The sequence below is a fragment of the Arthrobacter sp. efr-133-TYG-104 genome, from assembly GCF_030208915.1.
GTDB lineage: Bacteria > Actinomycetota > Actinomycetes > Actinomycetales > Micrococcaceae > Arthrobacter.
On record NZ_JARVTA010000032.1, the window covers coordinates 1 to 17990 of the forward strand.

General features: G+C 59.9%; 16 protein-coding genes. 13 read left to right on the forward strand and 3 right to left on the reverse strand.

The genetic code is table 11. The features are described 5' to 3' along the window. Window positions 1-134 precede the first annotated feature (134 nt). The 13 genes from QRN04_RS17375 (at window position 135) to QRN04_RS17435 (ending at window position 15568) form a co-directional block, all read left to right on the forward strand. Window positions 135-1742, forward strand: coding sequence for an ABC transporter substrate-binding protein (locus QRN04_RS17375; protein WP_284977282.1), 1608 nt, complete (start codon window positions 135-137; stop codon window positions 1740-1742). Next, complete coding sequence (locus tag QRN04_RS17380; protein WP_284977283.1) at window positions 1712-2770, forward strand: ABC transporter permease; 1059 nt, start codon at window positions 1712-1714, stop codon at window positions 2768-2770. Before QRN04_RS17375 ends, QRN04_RS17380 begins: the two co-directional genes overlap by 31 nt. A gap of 2 nt (window positions 2771-2772) precedes the next feature. Beyond that, window positions 2773-3726, forward strand: coding sequence for an ABC transporter permease (locus QRN04_RS17385; protein ID WP_284977284.1), 954 nt, complete (start codon window positions 2773-2775; stop codon window positions 3724-3726). After that, window positions 3723-5543, forward strand: a complete 1821-nt coding sequence (locus tag QRN04_RS17390; RefSeq protein WP_284977285.1) for a dipeptide ABC transporter ATP-binding protein — start codon at window positions 3723-3725, stop codon at window positions 5541-5543. Before QRN04_RS17385 ends, QRN04_RS17390 begins: the two co-directional genes overlap by 4 nt. Continuing rightward, window positions 5540-6808 (forward strand): 3-oxo-tetronate kinase, encoded by a 1269-nt coding sequence (gene otnK / locus QRN04_RS17395; protein ID WP_284977286.1) that lies wholly within the window; start codon window positions 5540-5542, stop codon window positions 6806-6808. Before QRN04_RS17390 ends, otnK begins: the two co-directional genes overlap by 4 nt. Beyond that, window positions 6805-7446 (forward strand): 3-oxo-tetronate 4-phosphate decarboxylase, encoded by a 642-nt coding sequence (gene otnC, locus QRN04_RS17400; RefSeq protein ID WP_284977287.1) that lies wholly within the window; start codon window positions 6805-6807, stop codon window positions 7444-7446. The genes otnK and otnC overlap by 4 nt, the downstream gene beginning before the upstream one ends. A gap of 360 nt (window positions 7447-7806) precedes the next feature. Further along, window positions 7807-9363 (forward strand): PucR family transcriptional regulator, encoded by a 1557-nt coding sequence (locus QRN04_RS17405; protein WP_284977288.1) that lies wholly within the window; start codon window positions 7807-7809, stop codon window positions 9361-9363. A gap of 116 nt (window positions 9364-9479) precedes the next feature. Beyond that, a complete protein-coding gene (locus QRN04_RS17410) occupies window positions 9480-10235 on the forward strand; it encodes an SDR family NAD(P)-dependent oxidoreductase (protein ID WP_284977289.1) in 756 nt (251 codons plus the stop codon). A gap of 156 nt (window positions 10236-10391) precedes the next feature. After that, window positions 10392-11054, forward strand: coding sequence for an aspartate/glutamate racemase family protein (locus QRN04_RS17415; RefSeq protein ID WP_284977290.1), 663 nt, complete (start codon window positions 10392-10394; stop codon window positions 11052-11054). A gap of 169 nt (window positions 11055-11223) precedes the next feature. Continuing rightward, window positions 11224-11760 carry a flavin reductase family protein gene (locus QRN04_RS17420; RefSeq protein ID WP_284977291.1) on the forward strand — a complete coding sequence of 179 codons (537 nt, stop codon included), beginning with the start codon at window positions 11224-11226 and terminating at the stop codon, window positions 11758-11760. Between the two features lie 90 nt (window positions 11761-11850). Beyond that, window positions 11851-12729: an SMP-30/gluconolactonase/LRE family protein gene (locus QRN04_RS17425; protein ID WP_284977292.1), complete on the forward strand. Its 879-nt coding sequence runs from the start codon at window positions 11851-11853 to the stop codon at window positions 12727-12729. A 74-nt stretch (window positions 12730-12803) separates the two neighbouring features. After that, complete coding sequence (locus QRN04_RS17430) at window positions 12804-14123, forward strand: flavin monoamine oxidase family protein (protein WP_284977293.1); 1320 nt, start codon at window positions 12804-12806, stop codon at window positions 14121-14123. 176 nt (window positions 14124-14299) lie between these two features. Beyond that, the gene (locus QRN04_RS17435; RefSeq protein ID WP_502868822.1) at window positions 14300-15568 is read left to right on the forward strand and encodes an MFS transporter; all 1269 of its coding nucleotides are present in this window, start codon (window positions 14300-14302) and stop codon (window positions 15566-15568) included. A gap of 278 nt (window positions 15569-15846) precedes the next feature. Here QRN04_RS17435 and QRN04_RS17440 read toward each other — a convergent pair whose 3' ends face one another. From QRN04_RS17440 to QRN04_RS17450, 3 genes are read right to left on the reverse strand one after another with little or no spacing between them, the layout of a single operon-like run. Beyond that, a complete protein-coding gene (locus QRN04_RS17440) occupies window positions 15847-16224 on the reverse strand; it encodes a nuclear transport factor 2 family protein (protein ID WP_284977294.1) in 378 nt (125 codons plus the stop codon). Further along, window positions 16224-16613, reverse strand: coding sequence for a cupin domain-containing protein (locus QRN04_RS17445; RefSeq protein WP_284977295.1), 390 nt, complete (start codon window positions 16611-16613; stop codon window positions 16224-16226). The genes QRN04_RS17440 and QRN04_RS17445 overlap by 1 nt, the downstream gene beginning before the upstream one ends. Further along, window positions 16610-17731 (reverse strand): LLM class flavin-dependent oxidoreductase, encoded by a 1122-nt coding sequence (locus QRN04_RS17450; RefSeq protein WP_284977296.1) that lies wholly within the window; start codon window positions 17729-17731, stop codon window positions 16610-16612. The genes QRN04_RS17445 and QRN04_RS17450 overlap by 4 nt, the downstream gene beginning before the upstream one ends. Window positions 17732-17990: the final 259 nt, after the last annotated feature.

A 17990-nucleotide genomic window follows, 5' to 3' on the forward strand; every position in this document is an offset into this window, starting at 1 on the left:
CTCCTACATCACCGGCATCGACCTCCTCGTCGACGGCGGCATCAACCTCACCTAACCACCCAGCGCAAAGCACGGCCCCCAATATCGCTGTGTTTCGGCGCAGTGGCAGATTACGAACAACCACGGAGTGTCCTATGACCATGAATCCAATTTCCCAGGAGCCTAGAAATAGCGGCGGCGCGTTTAGCCGTCGAACCCTGCTCCAAGTAGGCGGCACGGCTGCCTTTTTGGGCCTTGGGGCCCTTACTGCCTGCACCGGTAAGGGTGGCGCAGGCGGTCAGAGCAGCGGCGGGGCCACTCCGGTGCGCGGTGGTTCGCTGCGGGTCGGCGCTACCTCCGGTGGCAGCGGTGACACCCTCGATGCCCAGAACTCGCTCACGACGGTGGACTTCATACGGGCCGGGGCGTTGTTTGAGCAGCTTGTGATGATGAACGGGGCCACGGGCCGGCCCGAGTTGGTGCTGGCCGAATCCATTGAACCCAACGCAGACGCCACCGAGTGGACAATTAGGGTCAAGCCGGACATCAAGTTCCATAACGGCAAGACGCTCACCTCTGATGACGTGCTGTTCTCATTGCGCAGGATCGAGCAGAACAAGTTCCCCGGGCTGAGCAGCATCGGCCCTATCGATCTTGCATCGGCAAAAGTGGTGGATCCCCGGACGCTTCGGATCCCGTTCACTGCCCCGTTTGCCATTTTCGTTGAAGGCCTGGCCGATGGGTTTACCACTCGTATCGTTCCTCAGGGCTATGACCCCGCGAAACCTGTGGGTACCGGACCGTTCAAGTTCGGTTCCTTCACCCCGGGCCAGCGCTCGAGCTTCCCGCGCTTTGATGAGTACTGGCAAAACGGCCAGCCGTACCTGAACGAGCTCGTGATCATCAACTTCGCTGACGAGACCGCGCAAATCAACGCGCTCCAGTCCGGCCAGATTGACCTGGTCAACCAGCTTTCCTCGACCTCTGTTGCCGCAGTCAAATCCGGAGGCGGCAAGGTCGTTGTCTCGAAGACCCGCGGGTTCGTGCCGCTGACAATGCGTGTGGATACCGAACCGTTCAGTGACGTCCGCGTGCGCCAAGCATTGCGCCTGCTCGTGAACCGGGATGATCTCAACGAGCAGGTCTACGGTGGCTTGGGCGAGGTCGGAAACGACATCTATGGCGCGATCGATACCGCTTATGAGGGCACCGTCCCGCAACGCAAGCAGGACCTGGACCAGGCTCGTTCCTTGCTTCGTGCCGCCGGACATTCCGACTTGCAAATCGAACTCGTAGCCGCACCGACCGGGCCCGGGGCAGTGGCCATCGCCAGCGTTTTCGCGACCCAAGCCAAACAGGCTGGCGTGACCGTAAACATCCGCACCGAGGAATCAACCCAATTCTGGTCACAGTCCTACGGCAAGGCCGCCTTCACCCAGAGCTTCTGGAACACCGCGTCCTACCTCACTTGCGCTAGCCAAGGCATAGCTGATGGGGCGCCGTTCAACGAGATCCACCAAAACGACCCCACTTGGCAAAGCACCTACGCAAAAGCGCTGGCCACCGTGGACAAGAACGCCCGCGACGAACTGGTCAAGGAACTGATGAAGTTCGACTACGAAAAGGGCGGCTATATCATCCCGGTCTACTTCCCAGGAATCGAGGGCATGACCTCCCGCGTTGGCGGCGTCAGCGAAAACATCACCGGCATACCCATTAACGGCGGCTCCGGATGGCAGAACATCTGGCTGCAAGGATCATGATGACCGCGCAACAAGCCAGCATCAGCGCCGGAAAGGAACCGCGTTCGCGGCCCTCCCGGTCCCGTGTTTCACATCCTGTACAGGACCTCCTTCTATGGCGGGTTCCGTTGGGGCTCGTGTCCGTGATTTTCGTCGGGGTGCTGACGTACTTGGCTACCAGGATCCTTCCCGGTGACGCTGCCCAGGCAGTGCTTGGGCAGTTCGCCACCCCCGAGGCAGTCGCAGCGTTGCGTGAAAAGCTCGGACTGAACCAGGGTCTCCTGCCTGGGTTGTTTTCGTGGTTTGGAGACTTCATTTCCGGTAAGTATGGTGACTCACTCGCTGCGCGGATTCCGGTGACCGATGTCGTCATCCCACGCCTGCAGAACTCGGCGGTCTTGGTTATCATCGTCGCCTTGACGTCCACCTTGATCGGGATCGTCGGCGGTGTCATCGCAGCCCACCGCCGCGACGGCTTGTTCGACGACACAGCATCCGTGATTGCTTTGGTTGTCAGTGCCCTTCCCGAGTTCGTGGTGGGCGTTTTCGTGATCTTCATCTTTTCCGTTGGGATCCTCGACTGGTTCCCCGCAGTGTCGATCATTTCGCCGGAGGAACGCATCTGGGATCAGCCGATCAAGCTGGTACTGCCTGTTCTGACACTGGTTATTGTCACCACACCGTACATGTTCCGCATGGTGCGGGCAGCGATGATCGAGGCCTTGACCAGTGACTACGCTGAAGTCGCCCAGCTCAAGGGTGCAAGTTCTGCAAGGCTCCTGTTTCGTCACGCACTACCCAACGCTGTCGCACCTGCCATCCAGGTCTTTGGGCTGAACTTGCTGTATCTGGCCGGCGGCATCGTGCTCGTCGAAACCGTCTTCCAGTACCCCGGCATAGGGCTTGCCTTGGCTGGAGCCGTTCAAACACGCGATGTCCCGGTCCTGCAGTTCATTGTTGTCCTGCTCGCGATTTTCTACGTGGGGCTCAACATCCTCACCGACCTGTTCGTGCTTCTTTCGACTCCGCGCAGACGCGCACCTAGGTAACCATGTCCAACAAAGTTTCCACGACCACTAAAACCTCTGCCTCCTCCAAGGCCCCTGGGCGGAAATCCAATGCGGCGTTGCGCGTTCTCCGGGCCGCCTTCCGTACGTGGCGGGGCCGGATCGGAGCAGGCATTGCGCTGTTTGTTTTAGCCATCGTTTTTCTTGGCCCGCTTTCCCCGGCATCCCCGACGGAGTTCGCAGCAGCCCCCTTCTCAGATTCAAGCATCGCCGGGGCCGGGTTGCTCGGCACAGACGTCCTTGGGCGGGGGGTGCTGGACCGCGTTCTGCACGGTGGCCTCAACCTGATGCTCTTGGCTTTCGCCGCGACGATTGTCGCCGTCGGGTCCGGTGCAATCATCGGTGTTATTGCCGCCTATCGCAGGGGTTTCATCGAGAACCTCCTGATGCGTGGTGTTGACATGGCGCTGGCCATTCCGCAGCTTGTGTTTGCGCTACTGTTGCTCAGCCTTGTTGGTCCTCAGTGGTGGCTGCTCATCCTGGCCGTGGGACTTTCCCAAGCCCCCCAGACAGCTCGTGTCATCTACGGCGCCGCTCAGTCGGTGACCGAGAAGGACTTTGTTAAGGCAGTCGCGGTGTGGGGTGTGCCCACGCGGTTGATTCTTGCCCGTCACGTCCTGCCCAACCTTACGACGCCGCTGATGGTGGAGCTCGGCCTGCGGCTCAGCTACTCGATTGTCCTCATCGCAGGGTTGAGCTTCCTTGGATTCGGGGCACCGCCTCCATCCCCGGACTGGGGCGTGATGGTGAACGAAAACCGGATCGGCCTGGCATCCAATGCATGGGGAGTGCTTGGCCCAGCGCTTTTGCTGGCCCTGCTGGCAGTGGGAACCAACACATTCGCTGACGCGATCGCGAGGGCGAACCTCGGCGAAAATCGCGGTGAGGAAGCCGTGCTCAACGCATCTATCAGAGCCACGTCGAAAGGGTCAAAATGACCGACATAACACCATCGGCTACGGTTCAGGCCCGGCTCCGGGTCGAAGGTCTGGGTGTCGTTCTCGGCCGGTCGAGCATCCCTGTGGTTCAGGATGTGTCCTTTTCCGTCGGAGCCGCACAAGTCATGGGACTTGTCGGTGAATCCGGATCCGGAAAAAGCACTGTAGCCCTGTCCCTGTTGAACTACGCCCGACGCGGGTTGAAAATCACCGAGGGCGCAGTCTTCGTTGACAGGACAAATGTATTGGAACTGGAGGGAACAGCCCTACGTAAGGCCAGGGGAACACTGGTTTCCTACGTTCCTCAGGATCCAACAAGTGGGTTGAACCCCGCCCTGACACTCGGGTACCAGCTGGGTGAAGCACTGCGTATTCACGATGAGGGCAAGGCCGGCGAGCCACTGGACGAACGGGTTGCTGCTCTGCTCGATGAAGTGCGTCTGCCGGCTACACGAGAGCTGTTGAACAGTTACCCGCACCAGGTTTCCGGCGGCCAGGCGCAACGCTTGGCCATTGCCATGGCCTTCGCCTGCCGACCGCGCCTCGTGATCCTTGACGAGCCAACGACCGGGTTGGACGTCACAACCCAGCGCCACATCCTGGAAACGATCCGGCATCTCGCCACCTCCCACGATGTCAGCGCCGTATATGTGAGCCACGATCTGCCCGTGGTGGCCGAGATCGCCGACAGTGTGGCCGTGATGTACGCCGGACGGATCGTTGAACGCGCGCCTGCTCAGGCCATATTCAGCGCGCCCCGGCACCAATACACGGCTGGATTGCTTAAGGCAGCCCCCACGCCCGAGCGTGCCGGCGCCCTAGTAGGCATTCCGGGGCGCCCTCCGCGGCCCGGCCAGTGGCCAACGGGATGTGCCTTTGCTGACCGCTGCGCAGCGGCCACGTCGATTTGCCGGGAATCGATACCAGCTCTTGAAACCGCTGAACCCGGACACGATCACCGCTGCTACCACCCTGTTCAGCCCGAACCGGCGGCACAGAAATTGCCATCATTGGACGCTGTCGCACTGCCCCCAAGCAGCGCCCGTAAGGGAGCACTGGAAGTCGACGGACTGTCGGCCTGGTACGGCTCCAAGCCAACACTCCACGATGTCCGGTTCACCGTGGAAGCGGGCAGCTGCCTCGGCGTCGTGGGTGAGTCAGGATCGGGCAAGACTACGCTGGCTCGTTGTCTCGCCGGCCTTCACTCCGCCTGGGAGGGCCCCGTCACCTTTGACGGGCAGCTTCTGGATCCACAGGTACGCCGTCGTCGTGCCGAGGAACGGCGACGGATTCAGTACATTTTCCAGAACCCTCATGCTTCGCTGAACCCGAGGCTGTCGGTAGGGGAGAACGTAGAGGAGCCCTTGCGGTTCTTTGAGCGGCTTTCATACTCGGACCGGCGCAAAAAAGTTCTCGAAACCCTCGAGGTAGTAGCCCTTGGCGGGGACTTGGCTGACCGCATGCCCGAACAACTCTCCGGCGGCGAGCGTCAGCGTGTCGCCGTGGCACGGGCCCTGATTGTCGACCCTGAACTGCTGATCTGCGACGAAATCACTTCCGCACTGGATGTGTCGGTTCAAGCGCTCGTGATTGAACAGTTACGTGAGCTGCAGTACCAGCGCGGACTATCAATGGTGTTCATTACCCATAACGTCGCTGTCGTGCGGAGCATCGCTCAGGACATCATGGTGCTCGAACAGGGCCGTATCGTGGAAACAGGATCAGTGGAACAAGTACTAACAGAGCCCCAGGACGCATATACCAAGCAACTCATGCATGACCTGCCCCGTTTCGCGGACGCGGTGGTGGCTAAATGAGCACACATGTACGTCCGGTCGGGTTTATCGCTGACGACATAACGGGTGCAACGGACATCGCCAGTGTGCTCGCAAACCGCGGAGTCGATGTCCGCCTGGCCTTCGGAAGCGACACGCTCCCCGCCGATACCGGCGACGCCGTCGTCGTGGCCTTAAAAATCCGCAGCGTCCCTCCTATGGAAGCATGCGCTTCAGCACTAGAAGCCGCCAAGGCCCTGCAGGCGGCCGGTGCCGAGCAGATATTCTCCAAGTACTGCAGCACCTTCGACTCAACGTCCGAAGGAAACATCGGGCCTGTCACGGACGCTCTTATCGGCCTGACAGGCTCTGCCCGCGTGGTGCACTGTCCGTCGTACCCTGCCAATGGCCGGACAGTTTATCAAGGTCACCTATTCGTCTGGGAGGAATTGCTCAGTGATTCGCCGATGCGCAATCACCCACTCAATCCCATGCGTGATTCTCTGTTACGGCGGGTCCTGGCCGAACAAACGCCTCATGCGGTTGACTCCGTTCTTCTGGCAACTGTGGACGAAGGAGCGGACGCGATTTCGGCTCGACTGCTTGAGATCGGTGAGCGGAATATTACAGCGCACCACATTATTGCGGATGCCGTACGGGACTCCGACCTTGACAAGATCGCCCACGCGGCCGCAGATGATAAGGTCGCCGCCGGCGGCGCCGCTTTTGGAGCTGCCTTCGCCGTGGCCGCTCACAAACGTTCCGGTCATAACCTGTCCGTGGACCCGAGGGTTTCGGCCTTGCCTCAGGGCCCGGCTGCGATTCTGGCCGGCAGTCTGTCCCGGGCAACGCAGGAACAGGTGCGTAACTTTGATGGACCAACACTGACCTTGAGTGTGCAGGACCTCGTAGACGGTGGCGCAGCTCTGCGTAAAGCGACCGTCTTCGTGGAAAACAGCCTCGCGGAGGGCCCCATGCTGATCACGACGGACCACAATTCCTTCGGGGCATCCGTTGCCGGGGGACTGAGCCCGGCTGACGTGTCGCGACGGATTGAACTAGCAATGGGGGATATCGCGGTCTCACTGGAACAGCTTGGCGTCCGCCGGTTCATCGTCGCAGGAGGAGAGACATCCGGGGCCGTGGCCGAGGCCCTCAGGCTGCAGTCGGCCCGGATCGGCCCTGACATCAGCGTAGGCGTGCCGTGGATAGTGGCAGAAGACCGCGGACTCGCGGTGGCCTTCAAATCGGGGAACTTCGGCGGACCGTCGTTCTTCAGTGATGCTCTGGAAAGGGCGGGAAAATGAGCTTTGACAACGAAAAGCGAAACCACATGGTGGCCCTGGGTGCTGCCTTGTACGACAGAGGCCTCACTCCGGGCAGAACCGGAAACCTCAGCGTCCGGGTGGGTGACAAGATCATGATCACGCCAACGAATGCCTGTCTCGGTCGCCTGGACCCGGAACGGCTCTCCGTGACGACCCTCGACGGAGAGCACATCACGGGTGACAAGCCGTCGAAAGAGCTAGTGCTGCACCAGGCGCTGTACCGAAACCACCCCACGTGCGCGGCCGTGGCCCATCTGCATTCGACCTCCGCTGTAGCGGTGTCCTGCCTGCCAGGTCTGGACGTCGAGGATGCTCTTCCTCCCCTTACGCCTTACTTTGTCATGCGGGTGGGCCGTCTACCCGTGGTCGATTATGCGGCTCCGGGGAGCGCTGCTCTCAAAGAGGCAGTCGCACGGGCGACGGAGGATTCCCGTGCAGTGCTGCTGCGTCATCATGGGTCATTGGCCGCGGCGTCGACGTTGGATGGCGCAGTGGATGCTGTTGAGGAAATTGAGGAGACAGCGCGTCTCCATCTGCTTCTGGAGCATCGCTCACCTCGGTACCTGGAGGAGCACGAGGTCGCCGATTTACGCAGTCGATTCCCACAGACCCCGTAATGTTGCGACAGTGGCCCCCAGTCGGGGGCCACTGTCGTTTAAAGCCATCTACAAGCCGTTCCCAGCAACTACTGCCATTTGAGTGATGCTATAAATTCAAGCTTCTCGCATGTTTCAGAATATAGTCCCAAAACAGACTCAGTAGCTATAGCATGGGCACGTGAATGGCAATGAACGCCTCCAGATCCGTCCGAGTCAGGAACTGACCGGTCAGCAAGATAGTGCTCTACGTCGCCTTGACCCTGTGTTCGTGCAGGGGACGGCTCCTGAGCCCATCGCCGGGGGAGCGCCGCCGAGCCTGCCTGGACGAGATGATACGCAAATCCTGCAGGACAACGTTTCCTTGTGCGAGGTGCCATCATGACGACATCCGCCGCCGCCCAGTCTGGACCCTCCAGGCCTCCGATAGGGCTGGGAAAAATTTCTGTACGGGACCTGGTCGAGTTACGCTACTTGCAGGCGGTCCCACTAGCAGGCAGCGCAGGGCTCGATCGAAGAGTTTCCTGGGCTCATGTGAGCGATGCATTTGACCCTTGGAACTGGCTTGATCCTGGTGATTTGGTCCTGACGTGCGGTTATATCGTTCCTGAAGAACCTACCGAACAGGTGCGATTCATTGAGAAGCTCGCGGAGGCAGGGTTAAGCGGCTTAGTCATCGGGGAAGACAAACGCTGCCCCACCATTTCGGATGAAATGCTCGAAGCTGCGGACCGCGCTGAGTTTCCCGTGATCAAGGGCGCGCACACTGTGGGCTTTGCCCAGTACGTCCGTTTTGTCGCTGTTGCCAACGCCAAAGAAGAGAACCAGTCCTTCACCAAAATCGCCCGGGTACACGGTGAGGTAATGGCCAGCCTCCGGGAGGAACTCGCAGGCACTGAGTTCGTGGACCGACTCAGCAACGTCGTTAACTGCACGCTGCAGGTGGTTGACCCGGACCTATGGGAATCATTAATTCCGGGCGGCGGCACACCGGGACCTGAATGGAAAGATGCGTACGATGAGGAGGTCCGCCGGTCCTCCGGCCGGGCACCGTTTGTCATGAACCTCACCGTGGATGACAAAGTAGCGCTGGCAATGCCGGTGCCCAGCGAGAGATCAGCCTGCCTGATCGCATTCCCGGACGGCGAGACGAAACCAGCCTTGGCTGTTCTTCACCAGATCGCAGCTGCCTGCGGTCTCGAAATCGGGAGAGTCGACGCGACAGTGGAACGCTACAGGCGCTCGGGAGCCGGCCTACTCAACGATGCGTTGGTGGGCCGCTTCGACCCGGTCGTTCTGACCGAGCTGTTCCGCGAACGCCGGTTACAGGGTGACCTACGCGTGCTAGCCATCGACGGACGGGCTGTGGCAATTGACAAGCTGGCCCGAAGCTGGCTTATTCGTCGCATCCCTTTCCTGTTCGGCGAGATCGGTCAAGTAGCAGTTGCGGTCATCAGAGCTGAAGATGTACCAACAGCAGTTCTGGAGGAACGGACCGCTCTCGAACACTGGAGGGCTGGGCTGAGCGACACATTCAGCGACACTGGCAATCTCAGTGATGCAGTTCGTCAGGCGCGGTGGGCTCTCGAAACCATCAACCCTGAAAGTTCCGCCCTCGTGCCTTACGGCCAGGGCAGTCCAACATTCCTCCCGCGAACTCTCGCAGAATCCAAACTAACCGCTGACCGCGTCCTTGGCCCGCTCATGGAATACGATCGCAATCAGGGCACGGAGTTGGTCAAAACGCTCCAAGCGTATTTGGAATGCGATCGCTCTCCCAGCCGGACTGCAGAGCTGCTCTACATACACACACAGACCGTCAATTACCGCATCTCCCGTATCCAAGAGTTAACGGGTCGTTCAATGCGTTCCACCGGTGACGTCAGCGAACTCTGGTTCGCCCTTCGGGCCTTGGCGCTCTCCCAAACCACACAATAGAGCCAGCTGTGTCGAAATATATGCCTAACGCCATGATTCATACGCAATTCACATAGACGGTGGGCGCCGTGGGCGGCATAGTTCTAGGGGCTTAGTGGAACGAGAGGAAAAAGCCCATGAGTAAGTCATTTGAGGGACGCAGTGTGATCGTTACGGGAGTAGCTTCCGGCCTCGGAAGCGCTCTGGTCAAGGAGTTTGCTGCCGAGGGCGCTCATGTTCTCGGTTGCGATGTAAACGACGCGGCCGGAGCGGCCGCCATGAAAGGTCTTGGCATCTACCGCCATACAGACGTTTCCAAAGAAGCCGAGGTAGAGGCCCTTGTCGACGACGCAGTGAAGCAATTTGGCCGATTGGATGTGCTGGTCAACAACGCAGCCATCCAGATCGAAGAAGAACTGGCTGACACAACAGAAGAGCAGCTGGACAGAGTCTTGGGTGTAAATCTGAAGGGGCCCTTCTTTGGATGCAAGCACGCGATCCGCGCCATGCGGGGCGCCGGTGGCGGCTCCATAGTCAATGTCTCCTCTGTGCTTGCCGTGACCGGTGATCCCATGCTTGCCGCTTATGGTGCGGCGAAAGGCGGAGTCCTTGCTCTGACCAAGGCTGCGGCCGTGAAATACGGCCGTGACAACATCCGCTGCAATACCGTCCTTCCCGGCGACATGCAGACTCCCCTCGTCGAAGCGTATTTCGCAGCGGCCAAGGACCCGGCAGCCCTGCGTGCTCAAGCGGAAGGGGAGTACCCGCTCGGCCGCATCGGTCAGCCGAGCGAGGTCGCCCGCGCTGTACTGTTCCTGGCCTCAGACGCTGCAAGTTTTATCACGGGCGAAGCGCTTGTCGTCGACGGCGGCCTGCTCGCTGAATGCTACTAAGGCTCCAAAGCCAAACGGGTCGGTCCAGTCTCGGGATCACTCCGAAGATGAAGTACCTTCACGCCCGGTACCCGAGAAAGTGCCGTCCCGCATGACCGCAATCGGGTCTGCCCCGTGGTCACACGGGTCAGACAACTTCAAGAAACAGGAATATCCATGTCCAAACTCGGTCTTATACATACCGTCTCCAAGCTTGGAAGCACGTTCGCCGAGCTTGCGGGAGAGCTGCTTCCGTCCGTGGAGACGATCGTTATCAGTGACGAGCTGCTCCTGAAACGCACTATGCGTGACGGAGAAATCGACGACGTCACCCGGGACAGGCTGCGCAGGCACGTTGCTGCGCTCACGGAGTACGGTGTCGACGCAGTTCTGGTCACGTGCTCCTCCGTGGGTGGGGTCGTCGATGAGATAGCCGCCACGGCAGAAATTCCTGTCTTTAGGGTTGACCGGGCCATGGTCGAGCGAGCGGTTGAGCTGGGTTCCAGGATAGGTGTGCTTGCCACTCTGCCAACAACACTGTCACCGACTGCCGCCCTCGTAGAAAGCGCTGCGCGGGCGGCTGGCCGCGATGTGTCGGTTATTCCACAACTCTGCGAAGGAGCATTTGCCGCCCTTGATCGCGGTGATGCCGCCCGCCACGACGCCATCATCGCGGAGGAACTCGATTCCTTGCTGGCAAGAGTCGATGTAGTCGTCCTTGCACAGGCATCCATGGCGAGGATCGCAGCCATGCGATCGGTCGACAGTTCCCGCGTTCTCTCGAGTCCCAGGCTTGCCGTGGAACACCTGGCAAAGCAAGAAGTATTCCGTTCCTCGTAGCCTCGTACCTGCAGGCAGAGACAAACACCCGGGCCAGAACTGTATATCGCGCTAATAGTGAGGATCACAATGCTCCTCGATCATGGATATACAGGCACCGAGCCACAAGCTCCTCAGCACGGGCCGAGACAGCATTCCGGCCTTCGCCCGGGAAAAGAAAGGAAAGATCATGACTACCGCACAAGTTACCGAATCTCCCACGACCTCTCTGTCGTCCGATGATTTCAAGGCCGCATTCCGCCAGCACCCTGCTGGTGTAGCCGTCATTACGGCCAACTCGGGAAATGGCCCGGTGATGCTCACTGCAACGTCGGTTTCCTCCGTCAGCGCAGATCCGGCACTGCTCATGTTCTCTCTCTCGGCGCACTCATCGAGCACGCCCACCATTCGCCGAGCCGAGACCGTGGTCGTGCACCTGCTTGGAGCCGGCCAGCTTGAGCTCGCCAAGCTGGGTGCCACCAGCGGCATCGATCGCTTCGCTAACACCGACCTGTGGTCGACTTTGCCAAGCGGGGAGGTTTACTTCCCGGGTGCACGTGCCTGGATCCGGGGCCGCGTGCTGACGTCCATGGACGCGGGCGGCTCGGCGATCGTCCTGGTCGAGGCCATCGAGGCCAGCACCCAGGAGGGTGCTGACGAACAGGTTCCGTTGGTCTACTACAACCGCACATGGCACGAACTCGGCGCCCACAGCCAGGTCGCCTGATTCGCAGCTAGTCTGTAAGAAATGTGAGCCTTGGCAAAAACCTGATCCTCAAACATGATTCGGATCTCCACGCCGACAAGGAAACAGCACGTGACCAGAACGAGCCAACTCACCACGATTGGTGAAGCCCATTTCACCACCGGCGTTCCTGCCTCCGTAATCGGAACAGGTCTACGAACCGTGGCGGAGGGATTGGATCACGCCGAGGGTGTGTGCTGGTCACCTAGGGACCAGGTGCTGTACGCGGGAGGCGAGGGCGGTCAGGTTTACCGCTTCAGTCTCGACGGGGGCCCAGTCGAAACTGTCTGCACGGTGCCCGGTGGGTCCATGTTGGGTCTGGCCGTGGACGCCACAGGTCACGTCTACGTCTGCGACACCGGCAACGGCTGCATCCAGCAGGTCGCTACCGATGGCAGGATCAGACGGTTTGGTGATGCCATCGGTTATCCGAACTACCCTGTCTTCGACAGCACAGGCAATCTATGGGTCTCCGACTCCGGAGACTGGGGAAAACCCAACGGCGGTATAGTCCGAATAGATCCCGATGGCACCACCGAGAGAGTCCTTGAGGGACTTCACTTTGCCAATGGGCTGGCCATTGACGGGGACTGGCTCTACATCGTGGAGTCCACCTGGCCCAGGATTACGCGGATGCCACTAAACGGCGGCGACCCCGAAGTGGTCGTGGTTCTGGATCAGGTGGTACCGGACGGACTTGCATTCGATGCCGAGGGCGGATTGTGGATCAGCTGTTGGCAGCCAAATCGCGTCTACCGCTTATCCGTGGACGGCCAACTCCACGTTGAGGTCGATGACTGGTCGGGAGTTTATGCCCCGACGCCGACAAATCTAGCCTTCGCGGGCCCCCAGCTGAACGTTCTCGTGCTTGCCTCGCTCGGCACCGGGTCCGTGAACGCCTGCGACCCGGGCGTTCACGGATCCCCGCTTCACCTGCCGATCCGGCCATGATTCAACACGACGTCGTGTGAAAACCCGGCGCGCGAAGTGGCCGCCGACAAGGAACAAGAGAAAAGGACCAGATAATGAGCAGTGAGATATACGACGCAGTGGTTATTGGTGCTGGCTTTGCTGGCATAACCGCTGCGCGCGACCTTGCCAAGGAGGGCAAACGGGTCCTGATCGTCGAGGCGCGGGACCGCATCGGCGGTCGCACCTGGTACCGTCCCTTCGCGGATACACATGTGTCCGTTGAGATGGGCGGCAACTGGCTGGATCCCGTGGGCAACGAAGCCCTTATGGCAGAAGTCCAGCGGTACGGAGTTGAGCTCAGCACCAGCCCCCAGGCAGAAAATCATGTTTCCATCCTGGATGGCGTCCTTAGCCACGCAGCATGTCCGATCAGCCGCGACGACGAATTGGCACTGCGCCTTTTTGTAGAAGAAGTCCGCAAGCAAGTGGAACGTATCAATCCGACGCTGCCGTTGGACACCCAGAATGTCGAAGACCTTGACGTTCCGCTGGATGATTACATCGACGGGTTCGGGCTCTCGGTGACTCTGAAAGAACTCATGGGTGCGTGGATTCGACAGGAAACTGGTTGCCATCTCTCCCAAATCTCAGCCCTTCACCTGATGGCTTGGATTCCTGTTCTGAACTACGACGTTATGGCCATCGGGCACACTCCGACACACCGGTTCGCAGCCGGCACCACAGACCTCCTCCAGCGCATGCTGGAAGACTCAGCTGCTGACCTGAAACTCTCTACCCCGGTCAGCCAAGTCGAACAGTCCGATGAGCACGTCACGGTACGGCTGGAGAGCGGGGAGGTCGTGCGTGCGCGGGGCGCAGTAATTGCCATTCCCCTGAACTGTCTTACTGACGTTGAGTTCGTGCCGCCGCTCTCTCCCGAGAAAACCTCGGCCGCGGCAATCGGGCAATCAGGAGCTGCTAAGAAGCTCTGGGCTCTCGTCACTGACATTCCTGAGAAGGTTCTTGGAATCGGTGAGCATGACGAACCCATTGACGTGTTCTTCACCGACTACCCCCGGGACGAGACTGCCCTCGAAGGTGACCTCATCGTCGGGTTCTCGACGCAAGAACGTCCCCTGGACATTCTCGACCGCGACGACGTCGAAAGGGCTTTCCAAAAGTACATACCTGAGGCCCAGGTCCTCAAAGTGGACGGTCATGACTGGTTCACCGACCCCTACTCCAAGGGAACTTGGTGCACACCGCCGGCGGGATTGCTCTCGAAGTACGCTTCAGCGCTTGAGGCCACCGAAGGTCGTCTCGTCTTTGCGGGCTCCGACATCGCCCACGCATTCCGTGGCTGGATGGAAGGGGCGGTTGCAACTGGCTCCATTGCCGCCACACGGCTCTCCACGATACTGGCCGAAGTCTAGGTCCAAATGGGCTAAGGCTCTACTGCCCAGAGCCCGAAAAGCAACCCAGGCACATCCTGTCCGCACACCCAACGGTTAACATGCCGGCGCGGCTCCGCTGAACCCAGCGGAGCCGCACTTGCTTAACGTTGCAAAAGGGCCGAATCCGGCGCACAAACTGTCGAGGAACACCCCCATTGAAACGAGAACCAACCACGGAAGCAGCGTCCGCCGCCTCATCCATCGATACGGGAAAGGCCAAGGGGAGAGATACCGCCAAAATCCCGTGGGGGACGCTTCTTCTACTTGCTGCAGCGGCGTTCACGGCCGTTACGACCGAGTTGCTCCCTTCAGGGCTACTACCCCAGATCAGCCGTGATCTGGGCGTTGAAGAGTCCAGTGTTGGCATGCTCACGGGGGCGTACGCAGTGGTAATCGTCTTCACAGCACTGCCCTTGTCGCGGATGCTGGGCGGACGAATTCCACGGAGGACCCTGCTGATCGCGACCATGTTCACCTTCGCCGTAAGTAATGTGCTACTGGCCTGCAGCCCAACCCTGGAGCTTGCAGTGAGCGCCAGGCTTCTTGGCGGCATTGCCCACGGGATGTTATGGGTTGGCATTGCTCCGTACGCGACACGCATCGTTCCGGAAACTTCTGTAGGAAAAGCAATGGCGATCATTTTTGCCGGGAACAGTGTCGCTCTGGCCGGAGGCGCCCCGATTGGCACCCTTATGGGCTCCGCGCTGTCTTGGCGTATGTCGTTCCTTGTCCTTGCGGGAGTTGGCATAGTTATCGCCGCGCTGGGTATCCGGCTCCTGCCAACTACCCCTGGTAACGGGCCCAACACAACACCTTCAGTGTTCTCCGCGATCAGACGCCCGGGGGTTATGGCAGTCGTCACAGCGTGGCCACTTTTGATACTTGCCCATTTCACCCTCTTCACTTACATCGCTCCTTTCCTTCATGCCTGTGGCCTGCCCGATGAACTGACCGGCGGTTTCCTGTCGCTTGTAGGAGTCGCGAGCTTGATAGGCATCTGGATTGCGGGGCGGACAGCGGATTCCTACCCCAGACGCTCCCTACTGTGGGCCGTTGCCTTCCTGGTGGTCGCTTTCGGCGTACTGCCGCTGCTGGGGGGATCGTTGATTGCCGGATCTGTTCTGGTGGCTATCTGGGGCGCCGCGTTTGGGGCAATCGGCATCTACAACCAGGCCGCCATTCTCCGCGCGGGCGGAGAACACAAGGACGCAGCCAACAGCCTCTCCGTTGTCATGATTCAACTAGGCATCAGCATCGGGTCAGCGCTCGGTTCCCTAGCCATGACCACGGTTGGTCCCCAGTATGTGCCTCTGGCCGCAAGCCTCCCAGCAGCAGTAGCTCTCGTAGTCATCTTTGCCAGTAGGCGCGGTGGCTACCCCGCTGGTGGCAAGGAGTCCAAGTCGCAGATCGCACGAGAAGCGTGAGTATCTGGGTGCCCTTCGCCGCCGGCAAACGGCCTGGGCATACATTCAGTTCTCTGTTTTCAGGCCGAGCGCATGTTGATCGTCAAAGGCTTCTTTCTCGAATCACGGTTCCGGTATTTCTCCTTTGACGACAGGCCAGGTCACGCCATCGTTAGGGCGGGTAAAGGCGGTATAGCAGCGCACCGCTTCGCTTGCATGAAACGTCGTTGGATTCTTCCTTAAAAATACGTAAGGGTTGCGTCCGTGGGACGCAACCCTTACGTATTTCAAGCCATCGCTTAGACGGTGGCCGCTGCCACGGGAACCGGCGCATCTTCGTAGTAGCGGACGGCCGTAAACTTGCCGTCCTGGATTTCAACGAGGATTACTCCATCGAGCGTGACGGCCTGTCCATCGTTGTCCTTCAGATTAACGCGGAATTCAAAGACCGCGGAGGATTCTCCGTTGCCCCATTCATTAAGGATTTCGATGGAGAGTTCCGGGTAGACGCTGTAGAACTCTTCGGTCATCTCTCGAATGGCATCATGACCCTTCTTTGCGGGTCCGCCTGCGGGATGGAAAACGGCGTCCGGGTGAAAGTGGCTCAGCACTGCCTCAAGGTCGCGCCGGCACTCAGCGTCCCAGACGGACGCCTGAAGTTCCCTGGCTGTAGTCATCAGTTTTCTCCTGTTTCAGTTGGGGTCGGTACGTTCCAAATGGTGTAGATTTTTCGGACCGTCTCTTGGATGTCCCACGTGCCGCGCCAGCCAAGAGGTGCGATGAGCACCGCTCCCGGCTTGATCTCATGGACCGTTCCGTCTGCGCTGGTGATGGTGCCCTTGCCGGAGAGGAAGTGCATCAGTTCGGTGTCGTGTTCGCGGGCCGAGTCGAATCGGCCGGGCGTACATTCCCACACTCCGCTGCGCCCTCCTGCGTCCGCGTGCAGGACCCGGAATGACTCCACCGGCGAGCCGGCAAGCGCGGGAACGCGGGGGCGGCTCTGGGTCAATTCTACGGTCTCTGGTGCACCGCGGTAGACGATTACTCCCTGGGCTTCTTCGGTCATTCGGCAGCACCACGGGGTCCGAGGTCTGCGATCCTCGGGCGAACTTCGCGGCCGAGCAGTTCAAGATGGCGGCGGTAGGGCTCTGGGTCTTGGCTGTAGTCGAAGGTGAACGACAGGAGTGCACCTACGCCGCCGAGCTCGTCATTGAATTTGGTGATCTTGTCCACGACGGTGTCCGGCGAGCCGATGATGAAGAAGTTGTCCACCATCCATTCGAGCGTCAGTTCATCAATGGTCATGCCGGGATCCAGAAGCAGCTCCCCGAGGGCGTACTTCTTGCCACCACGATCGCGTACTGCCCTGAATGTCGGGAGTACAAGGTCTTCCCAGGTGCGGCCAGCGGGGCCCTCAAGGAAGAGCCTGCGTGCTTCAGCGTCCGTGTCTGCAACGAACACGTCACGCATGACGCGCCAGTTTGCGCGATTCGGCGTGTGGCCTGCTTCCACGGCGGCTCGTTCGTAGGTGTCCCACTGCTGGAGCAGCGCGGCCATGCCTACTTGCTGACTCATGGGGGAGAAGCCTCGACGACCGGCCTCAACAAAAGTTGGTGACGTGGGCTGGACGCCGGTCAGCATGATCTCTGGATGCGGGTTCTGGAACGGCTTGAGGTGCGGGCCGTTCCATTGGTCCGAGTGGGCCGGCATATCTACGGTCCAGAATTCGCCTTCAATGCGGAAGGGCCCCTTGCGGGTCCAGATGGACGTGATGATGTCGACCGCTTCGTCGAAACGCTTCGGGTTGCCCAGTTCGATGTTGAAGAGCTGTGCGTCCGTGGGGAATGAGCCCGGGGCGAAGCCTGCAATGTAGCGTCCGCCGGTCAGGTGATCCAGGTACATCAGCCTGGTGGCGAGGGCAATAGGGTTGTGGTACGGGAGCAGGTGTGCCGCGGCCCCAAGGCGCAGTCGGGTAGTTTCGCGCGCTGCCGCTGCGATCATGAGATCGGGTGCCGGGTTCGGCTCGTGTCCGATGGTGTGGTGCTCAGCAAAGAAGATCTCGTCCAGACCGTATTCGTCGGCCCATCGAGCCACCTGAAGGTCCCACTCGATCACTTCCTGAAGTGTTCGCTTTCCGTCCACGTATGCTTGCGCATACGGAGGGCTGAAGAATCCAAGTTCCATAGCTGTATTAATTCCCTTCAGTGCACGCTGGAATGGTGGTCCTACTAACCTCCCGGAGAGGCAGCAGAGGGACAATTAGCGGCAACCGCAAACATCTGCTCCTTGCTTATGGATCCATACAGCTCCTTGTGCGCTGATCTAGCCGATGGGCGTGCTTTTATGTGGGAAGACAGTGGCTCTGCGGCGTGGAGAGCGGGACACTACTCACATGGTTTATCGATTGGAAAACACGGTTGCGCTTGTCACCGGTGCCGCGCAG